The organism is Mesotoga sp. UBA6090 (assembly GCF_002435945.1).
Taxonomy (GTDB): domain Bacteria; phylum Thermotogota; class Thermotogae; order Petrotogales; family Kosmotogaceae; genus Mesotoga.
Genome location: NZ_DIXC01000022.1, coordinates 1 through 22852, shown reverse-complemented (window position 1 = coordinate 22852; position 22852 = coordinate 1). Strand labels below are relative to the sequence as shown.

Below are 22852 nucleotides of genomic sequence, written 5' to 3'. Positions count from 1 at the left end.
CAGGTCCTCAGCTTCCAGACTACCTATGAGGAATTGAAACAAGTTTGTCTCTCTCGTCTTCCAGTTCCTTTAGCGCTTCCAGACTACCTATGAGGAATTGAAACTTTCTTTCTGCTTCGGATAAATCCTTACCAATTTCCTTCGCTTCCAGACTACCTATGAGGAATTGAAACAGCAGGCGCTCAAAGATCTAGGGTTTACAGCAAATCAACGCTTCCAGACTACCTATGAGGAATTGAAACTTATATCTTATCAAGTATGCTGATTTTAACGCACAAGGCTTCCAGACTACCTATGAGGAATTGAAACGTGAGTTCTTCCCATGAAGCCTTGACGTCACCGAACGCTTCCAGACTACCTATGAGGAATTGAAACCTGGTTCCGGCATTGTTGAATAGAACTTTCATGCCGCTTCCAGACTACCTATGAGGAATTGAAACCTTCTTTGATCAACGAAAAATCTTTCAAACTTCTTCCCGCTTCCAGACTACCTATGAGGAATTGAAACAAAGACTTTAGTCTGATTAAGGAAGCCATGCTCAGGCTTCCAGACTACCTATGAGGAATTGAAACAAAGACTTTAGTCTGATTAAGGAAGCCATGCTCAGTGGCTTCCAGACTACCTATGAGGAATTGAAACAATGCTATAACTGACGGTGTATTACGCCAGTCAATCGCTTCCAGACTACCTATGAGGAATTGAAACTATTCTGTACCTCATCCCATATGGTACAGTTCACGTGCTTCCAGACTACCTATGAGGAATTGAAACGCCCTCCCCATCGATGTTTGAAGTTCGATGAAGCTGGCTTCCAGACTACCTATGAGGAATTGAAACAAGCCTGGATCGAGAAAAAGAGGAGGGAGGCACAATGACGCTTCCAGACTACCTATGAGGAATTGAAACTAAGTTTTCTGAGCGTCCCGGCTAAATCTTTGAGCCGGCTTCCAGACTACCTATGAGGAATTGAAACTTCTCAATGTTGCAAAGGTCACAGGCACGGCAATCTGCTTCCAGACTACCTATGAGGAATTGAAACAGCAATTGGAGTCATAAGCCACTTTGCAGTGAAAAACGCTTCCAGACTACCTATGAGGAATTGAAACCGAGCAACACTGCAACACTTTCATATGCTGGCAAGGGCTTCCAGACTACCTATGAGGAATTGAAACACGGCGGTTACAATTCCAATGCAGGCTGGATAGCTGCGCTTCCAGACTACCTATGAGGAATTGAAACCAGCAACAAGAAATGGAGTAAGTGTAGCAATTGGAGGCTTCCAGACTACCTATGAGGAATTGAAACCGAGCTTCTCTGGGTAGTCTCCCCATGCCAGCTCATGCTTCCAGACTACCTATGAGGAATTGAAACACACGCCCACGATCAGGCCACCCCCGGTAACAACTAGCTTCCAGACTACCTATGAGGAATTGAAACAACTTTTCATTATGGCAGCAACAGAGACGGCCCCGAAGCTTCCAGACTACCTATGAGGAATTGAAACGCTTTTCTGCGTAGCCTGTAAACTGCTTCGTTGAAGCTTCCAGACTACCTATGAGGAATTGAAACATACATAGAAGTCTTGGGTATTGTACACTTCTCATCGCTTCCAGACTACCTATGAGGAATTGAAACACGCAAGGCGCAAGTGTTTTCACGACGTGCACGTCGGGCTTCCAGACTACCTATGAGGAATTGAAACCAGTTCCATGTGAATATACTACCACGAATACATCGCTTCCAGACTACCTATGAGGAATTGAAACCAGTAAATCTTAAAGTAAGGTTAAGATAGGGGTTTGCTTCCAGACTACCTATGAGGAATTGAAACCAAACTCCCTTGACGGGGAGGATGCATTGCGGGTAATGCTTCCAGACTACCTATGAGGAATTGAAACGAGTATGATGATGTTAAGATTATTACGTCCAAGTATGGCTTCCAGACTACCTATGAGGAATTGAAACTTTATCAGGATTATTATAACCATATTGATGATGACGCTTCCAGACTACCTATGAGGAATTGAAACACACACAATGATGATGATATTTCATCATTGATGATTGCGCTTCCAGACTACCTATGAGGAATTGAAACTATGAAATGTTAAGATATAAGATTAAAATACATTCGCTTCCAGACTACCTATGAGGAATTGAAACTTGCCAGTGTACTTATTCTGCCTCTGCCTCTTCTTCGCTTCCAGACTACCTATGAGGAATTGAAACCTGGCTTCTTCTGGGGTAAGTTCTTGAAGATGTTCAGCTTCCAGACTACCTATGAGGAATTGAAACAAGTATTCCCAATCGGTACAAAATTTGTGAATTCCGGCTTCCAGACTACCTATGAGGAATTGAAACCAATGGTATTAAAAAGGTTTCTGGCTTCTTCCTGTGGCTTCCAGACTACCTATGAGGAATTGAAACTTTCTGCTGATTTAGTTCAACCAGCACTCCCTCTGCTTCCAGACTACCTATGAGGAATTGAAACTTTGACCCAGTCAATGAGCCATGTTGTACCGGCAAGCTTCCAGACTACCTATGAGGAATTGAAACTTTGGTGGAGGAGGGGGATGAAGTTTTTTCGTTGTGCTTCCAGACTACCTATGAGGAATTGAAACTTTTTGCTGGTTCAATTCAACCAGCACTCCCTCTCGCTTCCAGACTACCTATGAGGAATTGAAACTCGATGAACTCCTTGCTCTGCACGACAGCGATTTCTACCCGCTTCCAGACTACCTATGAGGAATTGAAACTCAAGACCAAGCTCTGAATAGACCCACTTCTTGAGAGGCTTCCAGACTACCTATGAGGAATTGAAACGTGCAGGGACTGACCCAAACTATCTCGCGTGGAATGGGCTTCCAGACTACCTATGAGGAATTGAAACAACGCCTGGGTGACTCCGAGAAGGTTCTCAGTCTCGCTTCCAGACTACCTATGAGGAATTGAAACCGACATGGTGGATCATCAGCTCCTGGAGAACTCGGGCTTCCAGACTACCTATGAGGAATTGAAACAATGGTTTACTGATCAACTGAAAGCGTCTCATCCTGGCTTCCAGACTACCTATGAGGAATTGAAACATAATCAACATTCAGTAATGAGTAATTCTATATACTGCTTCCAGACTACCTATGAGGAATTGAAACTCTTCATAGTAATAGATCGAAAAGTAGTTAGTATTGAAGCTTCCAGACTACCTATGAGGAATTGAAACAATAGCTTTTCCATCTTGCTCAATGCTATAACATCGCTTCCAGACTACCTATGAGGAATTGAAACCTGATTCAGGAGCTAAGAATCATTACTACGGTCAAACTGGCTTCCAGACTACCTATGAGGAATTGAAACACCGAACCGCGAACAGTCCCATCAAACAAACTCAAGCTTCCAGACTACCTATGAGGAATTGAAACAGTAGTAAATTTTCATCAACTCAGACTCAATAATCGCTTCCAGACTACCTATGAGGAATTGAAACTCTTCATAGTAATAGATCGAAAAGTAGTTAGTATTGAAGCTTCCAGACTACCTATGAGGAATTGAAACAAAAATCCTGATAATGCCAGCTGTGAATATCCTCGGCTTCCAGACTACCTATGAGGAATTGAAACCGTTGACAAATTGCTGCCCTGTTGAAAGCAGGCTCGCTTCCAGACTACCTATGAGGAATTGAAACATACATAGAAGTCTTGGGTAGTGTGCACTTCTCATCGCTTCCAGACTACCTATGAGGAATTGAAACTGGGTAGTGTGCACTTCTCATCAAACCAATTGCACACGCTTCCAGACTACCTATGAGGAATTGAAACATGTTTGATGTGCCGCTTGGTGTTTCTGAGAGAGGAAGCTTCCAGACTACCTATGAGGAATTGAAACTACAATGCAAAAAAAAATATACAACGTCGTACAATGCAGCTTCCAGACTACCTATGAGGAATTGAAACAGCACTACATTTCTGGAGCTTTCCGGAGCGTCGTACGCTTCCAGACTACCTATGAGGAATTGAAACGATACTCAGTCAGGCATTTCCGCTTGGACTGGATGGAAGCTTCCAGACTACCTATGAGGAATTGAAACTACAATGCTATACAAAACATACAACGTCGTACTAGGCTTCCAGACTACCTATGAGGAATTGAAACTTCAAATGCTAAAAATGTTGTCCAGTAGGACATCTGCTTCCAGACTACCTATGAGGAATTGAAACTTGGTTGCTACATCGGCGTCGTTGATGTCAACTGTGATGCTTCCAGACTACCTATGAGGAATTGAAACATGACTCTGAGAACTTTCTCAATAGTTGCAACAGGGCTTCCAGACTACCTATGAGGAATTGAAACTAGGACCCCCAACTCATCGAACCACATGGTACCGCCCAGCTTCCAGACTACCTATGAGGAATTGAAACTCAAGACCAAGCTCTGAATAGACCCACTTCTTGAGAGGCTTCCAGACTACCTATGAGGAATTGAAACTTCAAATGCTAAAAATGTTGTCCAGTAGGACATCTGCTTCCAGACTACCTATGAGGAATTGAAACACTACCGAGAGTTCGTCTTTCTCGGTGTCCCATACCGCTTCCAGACTACCTATGAGGAATTGAAACTGTACTCCGTCCTGAATATCTATGTCTGCCCAGAACCGCTTCCAGACTACCTATGAGGAATTGAAACTGGGCAAAACATTGTCCTTAGCCCACAAAGCAACATCGCTTCCAGACTACCTATGAGGAATTGAAACAAGGAGCCTGCTTTCAACAGGGCAGCAATTGGAATGCTTCCAGACTACCTATGAGGAATTGAAACCAAGGTCGCAGGAGACAAACGTCACACAGATCTTCCGCTTCCAGACTACCTATGAGGAATTGAAACAACTGACCGTTGCGGGCCTGAACTCGGGCGCCGCGAGCTTCCAGACTACCTATGAGGAATTGAAACCGTCAGTTCTCGAAGGAATGGGAGAGCCTCACCAAGGCTTCCAGACTACCTATGAGGAATTGAAACATGTTTGATGTGCCGCTTGGCGTTTCTGAGAGAGGAGCTTCCAGACTACCTATGAGGAATTGAAACCCAGTTTCGGTTACATGAACAGTTCAAACAGAAAAGGCTTCCAGACTACCTATGAGGAATTGAAACTTTGTTGCGGCGGTTTTTGTGCCGTACCATGTAGGAAGCTTCCAGACTACCTATGAGGAATTGAAACAAGCCTGGATCGAGAAAAAGAGGAGGGAGGCACAATGACGCTTCCAGACTACCTATGAGGAATTGAAACCCAGTTTCGGTTACATGAACAGTTCAAACAGAAAAGGCTTCCAGACTACCTATGAGGAATTGAAACTCTTGTAGTGTCTATTGTACCTTATGAAGGACAGTATGCTTCCAGACTACCTATGAGGAATTGAAACTTGTTACCGGCAGGACCTGGGGCTACATTGCTGGTCTGATCGGAGGGAAGAGGTTCGAGTACAAGAGGTTCGAACTGGATGAGGAGCTCGCGGAGGAGATCGTCCGACGCGAAGAGAAATTCTGGAAAGAGAATGTTCTTGGAGATAAGCCCCCATCGGCTGATGCAACCGAAGATTGTAAGGATACCCTTGAAATTCTTTTCCCTTATTCGATGAGAAAGTCATTTGATCTTCCTCATGATGATGATCTTCTGGTGCAGGAACTTGAGGCCCTTGAAGATCAGGCAAAAGAACTCGAAAAGGAAATCGAACTTCGCAAGAACAAACTCAAAGAACATCTCGGAGATGCAGAAGTGGGAGCAACCGAGAACTATTGGGTGTTCTGGAAGAACTTCGACTCAAAGCGATTCTCACAGAAGAAGTTCAAGGAAGAAAGACCCGATGACTATGCGAAGTATTCCGAAGAAGCACATACCAGAAGATTCAGATACAAGAGAATGAATAAGGAGGTTTGAGAATGAAAAAGAGCACGATTCTTCTTCTTGCTGTAATTGCCACCTTGGTTGTTGCCTTATTTCTAGTTATGACAGGGGTACTAGATTTTAGTAATAAAGAGCTTAGTCAAGGAGAGCCGGAATCATTAAGTAATGATGAGCCTTCTGTTTTTGAAGGCACTCAAGGTGTATCTGTTGAAGGAGCGGAACTTAGTATAGACATCTTCTTCGCAAAGAAAGCATTGTTTGTCACAGATTCAGAACTTAGAAATATCGCATACTGGCGAAGTATATCGAAAGAAATGGCGTACCTTGAGGAATTGGATTGTGAGTACATTCGCTTTGGAGTAAGCATCAAAAGCAAGCTAAATGAAACGCTGAACTTTTCTTACAAAGACTTCAAGTTGCAGACATTGTTAGGGGAGGTTGTTTATCCAGATCCCCTATATGGGAAGAAATACTCTGAAGAAATGAGGCGCGAAGGAGAGCTGGCTCCTGCCGGGCAATACGCGTCCAGTTACGCTTCTTTGTTCATCGCTTTTAAGACTCAAGATACTCCGAGATATTTGATCTGGGAACCACAAACAGAAAGGGAAATAGTCTTCAAGTTAGAGATAACGGAAGTTGAGGAAAGAGAATAGAAAAGTCAATGGGAGTGATTCAATTGTGGCGTGGCGATCTGATGAGAAAATACAGAGCTGAGAATTCAGATACAAGAGAATGAAAGCAAGTGAAATCGCTTCTATGGTGAAGAAGGAAGATGAAAGAAGGAACCACAAGCCCGATCCTCTAGCAGGAATAGTCAAGAACCTCACTTCAATCAAAGGGGAAATTGCCAACGCCCTTCCGGATGCGGGAATAACTCCCGAAAGAATGATAAGAATAGTAGTCACTCTTCTCAGACAGAACAAGAGCCTCGCTGAAGCGGCCATGCAGAACCCCGCTTCACTTCTCGGAGCCGTCATGATGGCGGCCCAGCTTGGTCTCGATCCCACAAACGGACTAGATCAATGCGCCCTGGTCCCAAGGAAGGGGAAAGTTTGTTTTGACATCATGTACGAGGGCTTAGTAGAGCTTGGTTACAGGTCAGACAGGATGGAATCCATTGTAGCGCGAACCGTCTATGAGAAAGACACCTTCAGTCTGAAGTACGGACTCAACGAAGAGCTTGTCCACATACCATACCTAGATGGAGATCCCGGCGAGTCGAAAGGCTACTACATGGTCGGCAAACTCAAGGGCGGCGGAAACATCATAGTCTACATGACTAAGGAACAGGTTCACAAGATAAGGGATAGGTATTCCGTGGCCTACAAAGCTGGCCTCAGTGGCAGCAGGAAAGACAGCCCTTGGTTCACGAGTGAAGACAGAATGGGAGAGAAGACGGTCGTTAAGGCTGGTTTCAGGTGGATTCCGAAGTCTCCGATTATCAGGACGGCTCTGGCACTGGATGAAACCGCTAGAGAGGCTTCCAGACTACCTATGAGGAATTGAAACCAAAACATGACTGGATGACTGCAAACCTTGACAGGGCTTCACGGGTTCTTAGAAAGCCGAATCCATTCAACAATAAACTGGTTTGATCGTTTCAAAAAACCAATATATGCTGGATTTTGATTTATTTGTTACAAGAGATATAATGAACATAAATTACGCCTTGTGAAGTCTTTGCAGGAACAATTATGGATAACTTGAATGGGGTATTACGTTGTCACTTTCACATTAATTGTCAAATGGTGTTATACAAAGATGAAATGAGGTAATGGTTTTGCAGTTGCTTGCGATATGTAAGACTCCGTACTGCGTTCCTCGAAAAATCATCTGGATTCATTTGTCGCCGAATAGAATGACGAATAAGCGAGAACAATATCGCTCACTAAGGGTTATTCGACTCTCATGACAGCAGACGGGAGAAAGAAAACGTACTTTTACAATCCGGCAGAGAAAGATTTCGCAATTCAGATTCGGGAAAACCTCAACAGAAAGGCAAGTGCATTGGGTAATTCCGTCAGAGCGGGAGAATCCTTCTCCTTCAAACTTGCCTCAAGACCTGTTCAACGAATTGTCAAGTACAAGGTTTTCACTCAAATTGCCTGGGACTTCCGCTTTGAGCTTAACGCAGATCCGGAGCTTATATCGATAGCCTACTACTGGGGATTAGGTTCGAAGAATGCACAGGGATTTGGAATGATAGAAATCAGCGAAAGGAGATAGTTGAAACTAACGGGAGAGCGTTCATTTATAAGGATGAGTTTGATAAAAATCCAGCGCGAACCTAAAACTTAAGTCAGAACATTACTTAGCCATCGAAACACTTGGAATACGCAAGAATCAGCGGCTGACTTTGGAGCTGTACAGAAAAGAGGTGTGGGAAAAATGGAGAGTGGACCGATTACATTCAGAGTTAAGACCCTTACCCCGCTATGGACCGGTGGGTCAGATGGAAAGATGGACCGGGTACACGAAACGGGAATCATAGGAAGCATCAGATGGTGGTATGAAGTCATTGCTAGAGGTCTCGGCTATTACGTATGCGATCCGACTTCAGATAATCGCTGTAAACTATCTGGCAAAGAAAAAGACGGTGAAGAAAGGATTTCGAAGCTTTGTCCTGCCTGTTATCTGTTTGGAACTACAGGCTGGAAGAGAATGTTCAATTTGTCTGTAACGGTCGATGGCAAGCAGCCGGTTAGAGGGAATGAACCCTTTTCACAGGCTACAACCAAGAGCATCAATAAGAACTGGTTAAGCAAGGTCTTTGAGAAGAACCGTCATGATAGGGACTTCTTCGGTTCGCTTGAGCTTAGAGTTCTCCCAAGGTGCGATAGAAATCAAATTGAAGAGCAGCTTAAGGCTGTCCTTTCAATCATGAGCAACTTTGGTTCTCTTGGGGCTAAGCCTCAATTTGGTTACGGCCTCTTTGAACTCGCTGATCATGCGGAGGAAACAAGAGAATCACTTCGGATAATCAACAGATTCCTTAAGGAAAATTGCTTTGTCAAAAGAAGTGATGATAAGAAAGGCTTTTCGCTGAAGAACTACTGGAAAGTCGAAACAGAAGTTGGAAAATCTCTTCCGCCAGCGAACTTGAAATATCTGGGTGGTGAAGTCAAGAATTTGTATATTCCGATGTCTTTTGATGTGAGATATGTGTTGCGAAAAGAATACTTTGGAAAATGTGGATCCAAAAAAGCTACAGCAGAGATCTTTGGAGGAACGAAAGGTGATAAATGGGCAAGCAAAGTGTTTGTTAGCAGTTTCTACAAAGAGAACCAGAAAAATGAGAAATACAAGTTGCGCATTTGGGGATTCACAGCAAGAGCTGTTTCGGAAATTGTTCGCGAAGCAATTGAAAGAGATTATGACACTAATAACGATAGAGAGATTTTCTCTTTTGGTGAAATACTAAGTGAGGTGACAGAAATTGATTCTTGACTGTAATTCCAGCACCCTCTTCGAAATCAAGGAAAAACGCATCATGAACGAACTCACAGATGAACTCAAGAAAAAAGACCCGAATGAGAATGTAATTGCGAAAATTCTTAAGAAACTTGGCGACTCAGAACTCTTGATTACTTTCAAATACCTCGAAGCTTTAGGATATTCTGATGGAGAAAACTACGTAAAACAAGTCTATGTAAAAAAAGGGAAAAATGCGGACTGTGGGAGCAGTTTTGCTAAAGAGATATTCAATAAAACCGATTCGACGGCCCTGGATATTCTCCCTCCCTACTCATTTATTATCGAATTTGATTTTACTCTTGAGAAGCCCTACATTTCAAAGGATGATGAGAATTTCACGATTATTGAAAACTCCATAAAGCGAGAAAAGATTCTCGGCTGCCCTTTCATTCCCGGATCCACATGGAAAGGCTGCCTCCGTTCAGCATTCTGGCATGAAGGTATGAAGGAAGATAACGAGCAAATCACTCGAATCTTCGGAAATGAGAGACTGACGAATGAAAGCTTTCGACAGGGCCGTCTTCACTTTTTCCCGTCGTTCTTCGATAAAGTAGACTACGAAATCATAAATCCTCACGATAGAAAAACCCGTGCCGGAACCGTTCCGATACTTATAGAGAGTATTCCTTCAGGCTCGAACAGCAAATTTTCACTGCTCTATGTTCCGTTCGACCTTACTGGAAAAGAAAAGGAGGAATCCGCCAAACAAATGCTTGAAGATCTGAAAGTAATCGCCAAAGGAATCGAAGCTATGTTCACTGTTTATGGGTTCGGAGCAAAGACCTCAAGCGGATATGGAATAGCCAGCAACATTGTAAAAAGTGGAAAAGTCTACACTGACATGTCTATAAAGATAGAACAGGAAAACAAGGCAATGAAGCTACCTGAGAATTTCCGGCAATTTCTCAACGAAAACGGAACTGTGAAAGGCGAACTGGTTGACAATGCAACAGGAACCCTGCTCAGCAATAAAAAGTTTCAGAAGCAGAAGACAGAGCACGGTTTTCTGAGTGGTGATGAATTCTCAAAATTTAAACGCTGGTATGAGAAAAATGGTGAATCTTACATGAAATCATTGAGTGTCAAACACTCTCAACAAAACGCGGGAGAATTTGCGAGCTTTACTGAGCTTATAGACTTAACAAAGGCAATAGCCGATATGAATGCTCAACCAGATACAGCGGGAGGTAATCCTGATGAATAAAGATTTGACTGTTCTTGCAGAAAACAGAGACGTTTTGCTTACTGCTGAAATTGCATGCTGGTTGCACATGATAGGGAAATATACTAAAGAATTCATGGAAGGCGATCATACGAAGTCAAGGCAGTTACCAAATGGCCTATTGCAGAACCTTCTGACACTTCTAGAAGAAGATTTGCTACAAAAGGCTAAAAGGAAATTGCCAATAAAGGATTTCCAAATTCCTCTAGTAGTAGAAGAGTTTGTCTCGAAACATGAACTGGGGAATAACATAATAAAAGATGACGCAAACGCATTCAATAAACTGCTAAATGATTCTCATGGTCGGGGCTCTGGTACAGAAAAAGGTATTCTGAAGAATGATGTCTACTCAACTCAAGACAATTCGAGTATGCACATATCAACTGCTTTCGGCTATGAAGCAAATCCCACAGACGCTGATTTGATAGAACAGGATTCCAAGGATCTTTATACTCTTATTGAAAATGTCCTTATCGATTTGCTGCAGATTCTGGAAATTAGCGAAGTAGACAACCTTGGAAGATTAAGTAAGCTCAGAACAAAATTGATAAATGCCTTGAATCAACATTTTGCCAAGGCGATAGGAGATACTAGAAGACCTATAAATGACGTTACTCTTTGGGACCAGACAATATCTTCGGTAGCTTTTTTCAAGGCAGAGCTTGCAGAATCCCTAATCAATGGATATAAAGATCCCTTCGATAAAGACAACAGATACACTTTCAGATATCTTCACGTGACTTTCGACGGTGAAAGCTATGTAGCAAAAGGAACTGGTATTGGAGACATGATAAGTCGAAGGGATCTAATTGATGAAGCACTCGATAGAGCAAAATCATTAATTGAGGTGGAGTATCCTCTTGGTTTAGAAATATTCAGAGACACAAACGGGATAACGTTTCTAATTCCAGAGCTAAGCGAAAAACTAGCGATTGATGATTTGGTCACGGAGAAAAAGTTCAGTCTGAAGCAGACAATCTTCGAAGAAATCGCTAATTCAACTAACTGGGAAGTTACTCCGTTCTTTCATATAACCGAAAGTCCTTCAAGAAACCTCTATAATTTGGGTTCTGTTGTATCAAAGAAGCCTGATGGCAATATTCCTTGTCTGAAACTCAAAGAACTCTGGACCGAAAAAGCAGAGTTATGCCCTTCTTGCAATATAAGATCTATTGATGCTAACTTTCGAAAACTAGGGATTAAGTTTTGTGAAGAATGTTTTAGCAGAATTACTGGTCGTGGAAAGCAGTGGGCAGGAAACAGAAAAAATCAAACCGTATGGATCGATGAAATCGCAGACTCAACGGGAAAAATCGCACTGCTTAGCTCTAGTTTCAATTTGAATAATTGGATAGGTAATACAAACAATCTTTCAACATTCAGAAACCTTAAGAAGACAGTTGGTTTCTCCTTCACGGACCTCACGAGAGAGCTTTCAACATCAGATGAACTAAATAGTATCCCAAGTCTGAAAAGTGTTGGGAAAAAATACGTCTTAACTGATCTCAAAACAGTTGATGGCCTTTATAACTTCATGGTGGGTTCTGAAGATCTCGGAGAAAACAAAGCACTCGAAAAACATGAAAAGCTGGCACTCGCAGTTTGGCGGAAACCTCCTTCTTTTGCAAGGGTTCGTAGAGTTTGGGAGACGACAAGTAAGTTCTGGGACGAGGCTCTCGCAGAAATCAAAGAAGTTATAGATCCAATAACTGAAAGGTTTGTTTTGAAAGTCCGGCTAAATAGTTTAAACCTCCCCCCAAATAATGCCTACGAAGCCAAAGTGAATGAAACCAAATTCACTGTATTCTACGAGAATGAGAATCCTAAAGGTGCCGACGGATTCGTAAAACTTGTGATAATTGAGAATCTTGAATTGCTTGCCAAGAAGCTCCCTGTTGAAATAAAGACAGACAGTCGGAAAGATTTAGTTGATGAATTAATCAAAGACCTGAACGGTAAGAACATAGAGTTATACGACTCCAGTGAACCTTCAAAAGTACTCGCCAGTTCAAGAATCGATGGCATCGAAATCGAATCGTGTAATTACTCCCCGTTAATCGAAATAACAAAAGACCCGGAAAGATTCATGGTTCTTGTACCGGCAGATAAGGCTCTTGAAGCTGCCAAAAAGATAAAAGAGAAATACGAAAAGGAAATGGGAAAAGTCAGAAACCGCCTGCCCATGAATCTTGGAATTGTGTATGCGGGATATCACACAGCACTTCCTGCAATCATGGATGCCGGGCGCAGAATGATGCAAATCGACAATGAAGAAAAACTATGGGCACTGATGAAACAACCCGAAGAGCTCTCAGATTACTTCGAATTGACTTTCCAGGAAAATCAGGTTTGGAAAATCCCCTCAAAGATGGGAGACTGCTCTGAAGATATATGGTATCCGTATTTTTATGTTGTTAACAAAGATAAAGACGAAACTGAATTCAAAAACAGATCCCTTTCTTTCAAAGGTCCTTCCGGAAACTGGCTAGTTCATGTTTCAGAACTCAAAGAGGGCGACATAGTTCAAGTCACTCCTTCTTATTTTGACTTTGAGTATCTTTCCTCAGCATCCCAGAGATTCGAAATCAGCTACAGCAGCGGAGGTAGAAGGCGTTCAAATTATAGAAAGCGGCGTCCATATTATCTTGATGATCTGGATGAGATTGAAAGAGTATGGGCAATTATCTCAACAAGACTTTCGAACAGCCAGATAAAGAAGCTAAACACTCTTGTTGAAGAGAAACGAAGAGACTGGGCCCTTTCTTCAGAAAAAGAGGACAATACCTTCAAGAGTTATGTTGAGAACGTCGTTGAAAATCTCAAATGGAAACTGCTTCTCTCAAACCATGAGAAACAGAAACTCGTTGATTTTTGTCTGAATGGGAAATTTGTGGATGTACTGGAAATTCACATGAGCATCATGAAGGATAAATCGGAGGTGGCGGAATGAGCAACGAACTCTATAGCGAGAGGAAATTCATTTTCATGACCCTTGACCCGATCCACATAGGTACGGGGGGAACTAATCTGGGGATAGTAGACAATACGATAATGAGAGAAGCCGGCTCAAACATACCGATAATTCCAGGGACAAGCCTTTCAGGCGCGGCGAAGATGTACGCTGCGATGTTTATGGGAGATCTGGATGCAGCTGGTAGCAAAAAGCCCAAGAGTACTGAGAATCCAGTATCATATACTTTTGGGTATATAAACGGCTCTGGTTCTAAGCAAACCAGCAAGGCCGGCGTTGTTAGCTTTTCCGATGCAAGGATAGTTCTTTTCCCGGTCTGTTCATCCGAAGGAACGATATGGGTTACTACAAGAGCTATGCTGAACGAAATTGGCTTCGATGTGAAAGGCCTCGGTCCGGATGAAGAAAAAGCTTATCACCTGGGCGGAACAGATGAAAACAGCAAGATCAAAATCGGCTGGCTATTCATTGATGTAGAAAATATAGCAATTGAAAAACCCAAACTTGATGGCTTAGCAGAAAAAGACGAATGGAAGGTTGTCGAACAGAAGATCTACATAGTATCAGATAAGCTGTTTACGCAAATAGTCAATGACAACCTTGAAACAAGGACTTCCGTAGCGATTAATCCTGAAACCGGCGCTGCCGAAGATGCCGCGCTATTCACATATGAAGCAATTCCAAGAGCCACATGGTTCATATCTAAAGTCATTCAAGATGACTTCAGATCGACCGGATTTAAAACCGCAATGGAGAGTTACAAAGGCAATGAAAGAACAAGAGACTGGAACTCCCCAATGGATGTTGTAAGAACTGGGTTCAAAGTCATCGAATTCATGGGCATCGGCGGAATGACCACGAGGGGCTTCGGAAGAATGACGATTATCTCTGGTGGTGAAAACTAATGAATAACCTTGATTATATTGCAGCGAAATCAGGGCAAAATATCCTGGTTTCTCTAAAGAGCATGGATAAAAAAGAACTCGAGAAACTTATTAATGATGTTCTTTTGGTTCTCCACGGAAACGGCATTTATGCATGCATACTCTATCTCTATGCGAGAGAAAAGAAGAAGACCGAAACAGCAGAAAAATTAGCAAAAGAATTGCTTGGTTCTGTAAGGGAATCGCTGGGAATAGACTTTGAAGATTTGGATGAGAAAAATCCAGAAGACGTACTCCGCGTGGTCAACGAGAAGATCTGCAACAACACAGGTTCTCTCTTCCTTGTGAAGGACCTATGGGAAAGGACTCTCGTTTACGCTAGATATGGTGCCAAAGCGAAGGTGAAGAATTAATGAGCTGGGAATTACATAGGGTTTCCCTCAAACTGCTTTCTCCGATGCACATAGGCTGGAGAAAAATTGGAAACCTTCAGCAAACAAGATACTATGTTCCTGGTAGAACCCTTTGGGGAGCCTTGACTGCTAGGCTTGCCAGAGACTACGGAGGCTTTGATTACAGCACAACTGGAATAGACGTCGATAAATTTCTCAGATTCAGCTACTTCTACCCCTCTGATAATGAAGAGAAAATCGATCTTCTCCCATGGGAAAGAAAAGATGAGTTCGAATGGAAATACATAGGAAGTACGGTAAACACTGCGCTAGATCTGGGTGCAAAAATGGCTGACGAGGGCAGTCTGCATGAAACAGAGTATATAGCTCCAAAAACAAGAGACGGGAAACAAGTCTATCTCATTGGAAATATCTTTGAACACAAAGATTGCGCCTTGAATTGGGAAGATGCACTTTCGAAGCTACAAATAGGCGGTGAAAGAACTTATGGATGGGGTCGAGTGGAAACTGATGGATCAAAAGGCTGCGTTCAAGTTGCTCAAATTGATCTAGATGGATATGATATTGAACTAAACGAGGAATTTCCAGTAATAAAACTCTCAAGATCTCATTTGGCAATCTCCCACGTGCTCGCCGACAATCAAATAGATAGCTCTGCGTCAAGTGGCAACATAGAACCTCTTATTGGACTTGAAACAACTAGAGAAGAGAGATTCGGAGCAGAAATCTCAGCAGCTCAAATATGCTGGACACCTGGTACTAGATTCAGTAAAGATCATACTTTTTTGATAGGCGAAAAAGGAATCTGGAAATCCAAATCCTGATTTACTTCTCCGTCGACCCCTGATAAATTGAAAACACCTGGGGATCGACAGAAGCATCTTAATTTAGCTCTTCAGTTTTGTGTGCAATTCATGAGAAAATGGTCCTTGAAAAACAGGCAAGAACTAATGTTGCCTCAAAACGCTGAAAATCCTTTATAATCTATATAGTAATGGGCTTCCAGACTACCTATGAGGAATTGAAACTAGAAGTTTTCAAGTGCTTCATCCACAGTGATGAGGCTTCCAGACTACCTATGAGGAATTGAAACTGTGTTTTCGCTACCCGAAACCTCCGGAAACGTCAGCTTCCAGACTACCTATGAGGAATTGAAACATGATTCGTGTTAGTTACTCATCAGCTTCAACGTCGCTTCCAGACTACCTATGAGGAATTGAAACAAGAATCAAGAACAGTTCAAAACGATCAACAGCCCGAGCTTCCAGACTACCTATGAGGAATTGAAACGAAAGTCACTCAAATGCTCAGAGAGCAGAATGGAAAAGGCTTCCAGACTACCTATGAGGAATTGAAACTCAGCAAGTTCTGTTGGAAACTTGTACTCCTCTGACTTGCTTCCAGACTACCTATGAGGAATTGAAACCCGCTAGGGCCAGCTCAATATCAACCTTTAACTCGCTTCCAGACTACCTATGAGGAATTGAAACAAGAAGTTGAACCAGACCTTCATGTTTCCATCTGATGCTTCCAGACTACCTATGAGGAATTGAAACTAGTAGAAAGTCTAACCGATCAAAGGCTGCCTTGGCTTCCAGACTACCTATGAGGAATTGAAACTGGCACAGTATTGCATTAAGTATATCATTACACAATACGCTTCCAGACTACCTATGAGGAATTGAAACTGTTTCTCTTCCCCGTATTAGAGGATTAAGCGAAGCCAGCTTCCAGACTACCTATGAGGAATTGAAACTGATCGTCTCCCCAGAGACAATAAAGAAAGTACGGCTTCCAGACTACCTATGAGGAATTGAAACTGGCAAGTCTAGAGTGGGTAATGAAACAAGAAAATGCTTCCAGACTACCTATGAGGAATTGAAACTGTTTTCTTGGTTTTACTAGGCCCAAAACCAAGTCTCGCTTCCAGACTACCTATGAGGAATTGAAACAAGCCATTCGGTTGCGGCCCCTATCCCTTGTTTGACCGCTTCCAGACTACCTATGAGGAATTGAAACCTTGATTAGCTTCATCAGCAGTGTTTCTATTTTTCGCTTCCAGACTACCTATGAGGAATTGAAACTGTAATAATTCTACTCCGTGCACTTCATGATACTATGCTTCCAGACTACCTATGAGGAATTGAAACCCAAAATTCACGGTCTATTGCCTCAAGGTCAACAAGAGCTTCCAGACTACCTATGAGGAATTGAAACGAAAGTCACTCAAATGCTCAGAGAGCAGAACGGAAAGCTTCCAGACTACCTATGAGGAATTGAAACTGTTGACAGGTGCTATTCGTCAGTGTCAGTGTCAGGCTTCCAGACTACCTATGAGGAATTGAAACAGTCTAGACTCATGCAAATTTGGGACTCAAAGCATAGCTTCCAGACTACCTATGAGGAATTGAAACAAGGCACTCTCTGCTTCGTTGAAGGGCGTTACTCTGCTTCCAGACTACCTATGAGGAATTGAAACTAGTAGAAAGTCTAACCGATCAAAGGCTGCCTTGCAGCTTCCAGACTACCTATGAGGAATTGAAACAAGGGTTTTAATTACAAAAGTAAGTCTAATTATGAAGCTTCCAGACTACCTATGAGGAATTGAAACTGATTTCGTTGTAAGTTTTCTGAGCGTCTCGGCTAAGCTTCCAGACTACCTATGAGGAATTGAAACATGTAGGTCTCAATGCGAGACCATTCACGGATGGAATCAAGCTTCCAGACTACCTATGAGGAATTGAAACTCGATGTCTTTCTGCACATCATCCATCTTTGTCAGCGCTTCCAGACTACCTATGAGGAATTGAAACAAAGATATAGACTCACTGCAATGGCTGCCTAGCGAGGGCTTCCAGACTACCTATGAGGAATTGAAACCAAATATGGTTATATCTCCAACGTCAAAACCAGAGCTTCCAGACTACCTATGAGGAATTGAAACTGATGTGCTGGCTAGATCCTGCTTGAAAAGTCTGACCGCTTCCAGACTACCTATGAGGAATTGAAACTCTACGAAGTCGGTACCTTTCACGGCTGCTAGAAACGCTTCCAGACTACCTATGAGGAATTGAAACGCACGACTCAGGCAATCGTGGGCTACGCTCTCTACTGCTTCCAGACTACCTATGAGGAATTGAAACGCACGACTCAGGCAATCGTGGGCTACGCTCTCTACTCGCTTCCAGACTACCTATGAGGAATTGAAACTCAAACGCCTGCACATGAACAGTCCTGCCGTTTCTCGTGCTTCCAGACTACCTATGAGGAATTGAAACAAGTAGCAGAGCCTATTGCTATGACCTCATTCTTGAGCTTCCAGACTACCTATGAGGAATTGAAACAATTTCTCAGTCAAGCCAAGCGTCAAGATAGATGCGCTTCCAGACTACCTATGAGGAATTGAAACTTGGGTCTCTCAACTTAGAATGGTGTTGGAAATATCGGCTTCCAGACTACCTATGAGGAATTGAAACAATGCAGTGCAATCGAAGAAATCGGCCTGGTCCTTGTTCGCTTCCAGACTACCTATGAGGAATTGAAACTGATGTGCTGGCTAGATCCTGCTTGAAAAGTCTGACGCTTCCAGACTACCTATGAGGAATTGAAACTGGTTTTTTGATAAGTATGATCGCAACATTCTGGACAGCTTCCAGACTACCTATGAGGAATTGAAACTGGCCAAATGAACGGGATCCTAGTTTATGACGAAGGCTTCCAGACTACCTATGAGGAATTGAAACGAGTTGATGACACTATGGCTTTCGAAGGACTGAATTTTGCTTCCAGACTACCTATGAGGAATTGAAACTACGCAATCACAGGAATCTCGACGCTTGAAAGACGCGAGCTTCCAGACTACCTATGAGGAATTGAAACAAGTATTCATCATAGAATCCCAGACCAAAGCCTAGGCTTCCAGACTACCTATGAGGAATTGAAACTGGGCAATGGTAAGGTGCCCGTCTCTGCCTACAAATATCGCTTCCAGACTACCTATGAGGAATTGAAACTGCATCATCAATTCTCGGGCTCGAAGCCATGAAAAGGCTTCCAGACTACCTATGAGGAATTGAAACTGCAAGAACTTAAAGACATTCAAGACGGAGCAATACGCTTCCAGACTACCTATGAGGAATTGAAACACCACAGGGGCGGCCTTTCTGGTCTACCATAGGATAGCTTCCAGACTACCTATGAGGAATTGAAACTGTTGACGGTTCAAAGAGTGTTATTCCCCAGTGTCAGCGCTTCCAGACTACCTATGAGGAATTGAAACTCGGGTATTATAGTAAAATAAAGCCGGGTATTATCCCGCTTCCAGACTACCTATGAGGAATTGAAACTCGGGTATTATAGCAATAAATAAGCCGGGTATTAACCCGCTTCCAGACTACCTATGAGGAATTGAAACTAGTAGTAGAAAGCCTGAACGATCAAAGGCTTCCATGCGCTTCCAGACTACCTATGAGGAATTGAAACCATGGAATACAGAGAAGAAATAGTGAAAGCCCTAGACGCTTCCAGACTACCTATGAGGAATTGAAACAACACGCCCACGATCAGGCCACCCCCGGTAACAACGCTTCCAGACTACCTATGAGGAATTGAAACATGAGAAGTGTACGAAGCCAAAGACTTCAATGTACCGCTTCCAGACTACCTATGAGGAATTGAAACGAGTTACCCTACCCGCGAGAAAGTCAGAAGTCTCAACTCTAGCTTCCAGACTACCTATGAGGAATTGAAACCCGTACTTTCCAGACAGGATCGTGCAATGGGCAATATGCTTCCAGACTACCTATGAGGAATTGAAACAAGGTTCGGGCGCTATCTCTGTCATGGACTATGTAGGCGCTTCCAGACTACCTATGAGGAATTGAAACTACCTCCAAAGAGAAGGGTCGCCACGGCGGGCGACCTCTTGCTTCCAGACTACCTATGAGGAATTGAAACTTTCGCTGTCAGAAGCCGACCAGCTAGAACGAAGATGCTTCCAGACTACCTATGAGGAATTGAAACTCTTGTTTATGTCTTTGCATGAGAGCCTGCGAGATGCTTCCAGACTACCTATGAGGAATTGAAACTAAAACTCGGTGAGTGGTCATATGATGTTGCTTTGTGCTTCCAGACTACCTATGAGGAATTGAAACTAGGCACAGCCGTTTGGGACGGCCTCAAGTGGGTAGGGCTTCCAGACTACCTATGAGGAATTGAAACTTGCCAATGCTGCAAAAGTTTTTGGTGGTGTAATTTGGCTTCCAGACTACCTATGAGGAATTGAAACCCGACTGGGTACGAAAGCAAATTGGCATGAGCGAAGCTTCCAGACTACCTATGAGGAATTGAAACTATAAAATGTAAAAATATAAATTAAAAATAGATTCGCTTCCAGACTACCTATGAGGAATTGAAACAGGACATTATCCTGGACATCATCGAAGAGGGAAACAGCTTCCAGACTACCTATGAGGAATTGAAACGAAGAAAAAGAAAACCAATCCAATAAACAGTAGATGGCTTCCAGACTACCTATGAGGAATTGAAACGGAGCTTTATCGTCAGAAGATGGGCAATTATAACTACGCTTCCAGACTACCTATGAGGAATTGAAACTGGTTTGCCCTTTATGATCTTTGCAATGGTATTAGCTTCCAGACTACCTATGAGGAATTGAAACAGTCTGACTTCTATAACGGTGACGTACTCGAAGGGAGCTTCCAGACTACCTATGAGGAATTGAAACAAAGAAGCAGGAGCAAACCTTACGTTGTTGAGATCAGCTTCCAGACTACCTATGAGGAATTGAAACCAATGGTATTAAAAAGGTTTCTGGCTTCTTCCTGTGGCTTCCAGACTACCTATGAGGAATTGAAACGCCCCCCGGATATAACCTTCCCCGCCGTCGTCGAACGCTTCCAGACTACCTATGAGGAATTGAAACATCTCTGACCCAGTCTTCAAACATTTTCAGGCCAAGAGCTTCCAGACTACCTATGAGGAATTGAAACCAGTCGGAATGGGAATAGGAACTTTCCTCGGTAGTCCGGCTTCCAGACTACCTATGAGGAATTGAAACACGTTACGTATTGCGTGGCAGATGAGGCATATGAGGGCTTCCAGACTACCTATGAGGAATTGAAACCTGAAACCCTCACTGTCTTAATAAGGTCTAATCTCTCGCTTCCAGACTACCTATGAGGAATTGAAACGATCTCTTCGTCTCTCATCTCTTCCTTGAGTTCCTGCTTCCAGACTACCTATGAGGAATTGAAACTCGTTGTCTATTTCAACTTCGGCTGCGGCGTTCTGCGCTTCCAGACTACCTATGAGGAATTGAAACTAGCAATAAATAAGCCGGGATAATACCCGACCTATGCTTCCAGACTACCTATGAGGAATTGAAACTCACAAACTGGTTGTTGGTGGTTCGTGGTAGGTGGTTGGTCAAGAGCAAAGGAATCAGTTCAAAGAGGGTGTAAGCAAGAGGGAGGACCGGGGTTGGGGGGTAGGGTAGGAAGTCCGAAGAGCCAAAGAACCGTGTTGGCCGTCCAAGAGAAAGAATCTGTTCTTCGTTCCAGAGCGCGGATCTCTTCTTCGTTCTTGGTCAAGATCAAAAACCAAGAGCGAGATCCTGAAACAATTTCAGATGCCTGATTGTAGCGCTTTCGGAATAACCTATAGCCGTCATCGGAATGATTTTGATCTTCAAACCTCTATCCTCACGCTTCCGATCTCTTGAGCGCTAGAGATCGTATTCAGCCCCCCAGGGGAATTGGACAAGCAAGTGCCTGATAGTAGACTAACGGGAAGGCATGTATCACCTGCTTATTATACTTTACAGTATTATCCTTTAGAGTATACTAACGATCGATAATCTTCATGTCTCCCTTCTTCTCTAGGTTTCCGATCAGTTTCTTTTCGAAAGGGACAGACCCGTTTTGGGGGTCAAGTCGTTCGCGTACTCCCCACGACTGGCGAGAGGTTTGTCGGTTTAGGTTCTGAAATGAGCCAATATGGCGAAAAATAAAAGCGAAAATCAGAAAGTTGCCACTACGGTGCTGGTAGAAGCCTGATTCATGAGGTTTGTAGCCTCTTCATTAGGTCGTATTCATTGTGTAGAGCATAAGGTTGTTAAGAAAGTCGCTCGGAGGATGGGCGAGAAAGCGCAAGGCAGAAACTGCAAGTCCTGACTGTCGCAGGTTAGCTGGATTACTGATTGGATGCTGAGGGTTCGAAATACATATCGTTGGGGACAGTGCGTAAGTCAACCTCTTTGCTTCTGGCAACAGCAAATACAGCATTTGGCCAAATAAAAATCCAGAAACAAGATTAACTGTTTTGCCTCTAATTTTAGATTGCTCCAATCTGTAATTTACTCCTCTCTGAGATCGCAAGGCGAAAATATTCATCATAAGACTACATTCAGTGTTTAAATTCTGGAAGTCAATCATTATATACTTGCTTTGTTGTGTCAAATCAGGGAACAGAAAAGGGGGATAAAGTATGAAATTGAAACTGGTTCTTGTGATCGTTCTTGTTTCTACGGTTGCTTTCGGTAATTTCTTTCAGCGGTCCGACGAGTATTTGAGAAGACAGAACGAACTGAAAAGCACCTTGGAATTCTCGCTGACATTCGAAGAGGCTAAAGAGATAATCATGAAACATTATCCGCAGCTCAAGAATGATGAACAAGTGAGGGAATTCATCGTTGAAAGAGACATACAGAGAGCCCTTGTAGATGGTGTAGAGATGTACTACTGCGACTTGGAGCACAACCTCTTCACCGGTGAGTAGCCCAGGGGGGTTTCACCCCCAGGCTCTCTCAGAACCGGACTTGAACCTCTCGATTCATCCGGCTCCCATTATCCAGCCATATAGAATATCCCCATTGTCCAGTGTACAAATAGATGAGGCTCCCTGCGAGCAATAGCTTCTAGCCATTTACCCGCTTTTGTGAGACCTCTCCTTTTCTTGTACTTGTTTCTTACCCA

11 protein-coding genes, 1 pseudogene and 2 CRISPR repeat arrays (1 of these 14 cut by a window edge) are annotated in these 22852 nt (G+C 43.0%); of the genes and pseudogenes, 11 read left to right on the top strand and 1 reads right to left on the bottom strand.

Translation table 11 applies throughout. The features are described 5' to 3' along the window. A CRISPR array of direct repeats spans positions 1-5412; the repeat unit is 30 nt; unit sequence GCTTCCAGACTACCTATGAGGAATTGAAAC; it reaches 2239 nt to the left of the window's first position. Between the two features lie 254 nt (positions 5413-5666). From B3K42_RS03685 to B3K42_RS03635, 11 genes are all read left to right on the top strand, one after another. Further along, positions 5667-5927, top strand: a complete 261-nt coding sequence (locus tag B3K42_RS03685; RefSeq protein ID WP_292596920.1) for a hypothetical protein — start codon at positions 5667-5669, stop codon at positions 5925-5927. Positions 5928-5929: 2 nt separating this feature from the next. Then, entirely contained in the window at positions 5930-6547 is a 618-nt protein-coding gene (locus tag B3K42_RS03680) for a hypothetical protein (protein WP_110990908.1), read from the top strand. A gap of 79 nt (positions 6548-6626) precedes the next feature. Beyond that, positions 6627-7400, top strand: coding sequence for a recombinase RecT (locus B3K42_RS03675; RefSeq protein ID WP_110990907.1), 774 nt, complete (start codon positions 6627-6629; stop codon positions 7398-7400). Between the two features lie 402 nt (positions 7401-7802). Next, positions 7803-8120 (top strand): CRISPR-associated endoribonuclease Cas6, encoded by a 318-nt coding sequence (gene cas6 / locus B3K42_RS03670; protein ID WP_110990906.1) that lies wholly within the window; start codon positions 7803-7805, stop codon positions 8118-8120. Between the two features lie 162 nt (positions 8121-8282). Next, positions 8283-9341, top strand: coding sequence for a type III-B CRISPR module RAMP protein Cmr1 (gene cmr1, locus B3K42_RS03665; RefSeq protein WP_110990905.1), 1059 nt, complete (start codon positions 8283-8285; stop codon positions 9339-9341). Beyond that, positions 9331-10572 carry an RAMP superfamily CRISPR-associated protein gene (locus B3K42_RS03660; protein ID WP_110990904.1) on the top strand — a complete coding sequence of 414 codons (1242 nt, stop codon included), beginning with the start codon at positions 9331-9333 and terminating at the stop codon, positions 10570-10572. Before cmr1 ends, B3K42_RS03660 begins: the two co-directional genes overlap by 11 nt. Beyond that, positions 10565-13540: a CRISPR-associated protein Csx11 gene (locus tag B3K42_RS03655; RefSeq protein ID WP_181419106.1), complete on the top strand. Its 2976-nt coding sequence runs from the start codon at positions 10565-10567 to the stop codon at positions 13538-13540. The genes B3K42_RS03660 and B3K42_RS03655 overlap by 8 nt, the downstream gene beginning before the upstream one ends. Beyond that, positions 13537-14466 carry a type III-B CRISPR module RAMP protein Cmr4 gene (cmr4, locus tag B3K42_RS03650; RefSeq protein WP_110990902.1) on the top strand — a complete coding sequence of 310 codons (930 nt, stop codon included), beginning with the start codon at positions 13537-13539 and terminating at the stop codon, positions 14464-14466. Before B3K42_RS03655 ends, cmr4 begins: the two co-directional genes overlap by 4 nt. Continuing rightward, a complete protein-coding gene (locus B3K42_RS03645; protein WP_110990901.1) occupies positions 14466-14858 on the top strand; it encodes a hypothetical protein in 393 nt (130 codons plus the stop codon). Before cmr4 ends, B3K42_RS03645 begins: the two co-directional genes overlap by 1 nt. Then, positions 14858-15682, top strand: a complete 825-nt coding sequence (locus B3K42_RS03640) for an RAMP superfamily CRISPR-associated protein (protein ID WP_110990900.1) — start codon at positions 14858-14860, stop codon at positions 15680-15682. The genes B3K42_RS03645 and B3K42_RS03640 overlap by 1 nt, the downstream gene beginning before the upstream one ends. A 174-nt stretch (positions 15683-15856) precedes the next feature. Next, positions 15857-21266: direct repeats of the CRISPR family, unit length 30 nt; unit sequence GCTTCCAGACTACCTATGAGGAATTGAAAC. 1098 nt (positions 21267-22364) lie between these two features. Then, positions 22365-22655 carry a hypothetical protein gene (locus B3K42_RS03635; protein WP_258367371.1) on the top strand — a complete coding sequence of 97 codons (291 nt, stop codon included), beginning with the start codon at positions 22365-22367 and terminating at the stop codon, positions 22653-22655. Between the two features lie 68 nt (positions 22656-22723). Here B3K42_RS03635 and B3K42_RS13725 read toward each other — a convergent pair. Further along, positions 22724-22852, bottom strand: a pseudogene (locus tag B3K42_RS13725) (group II intron reverse transcriptase/maturase); the annotation flags it as partial.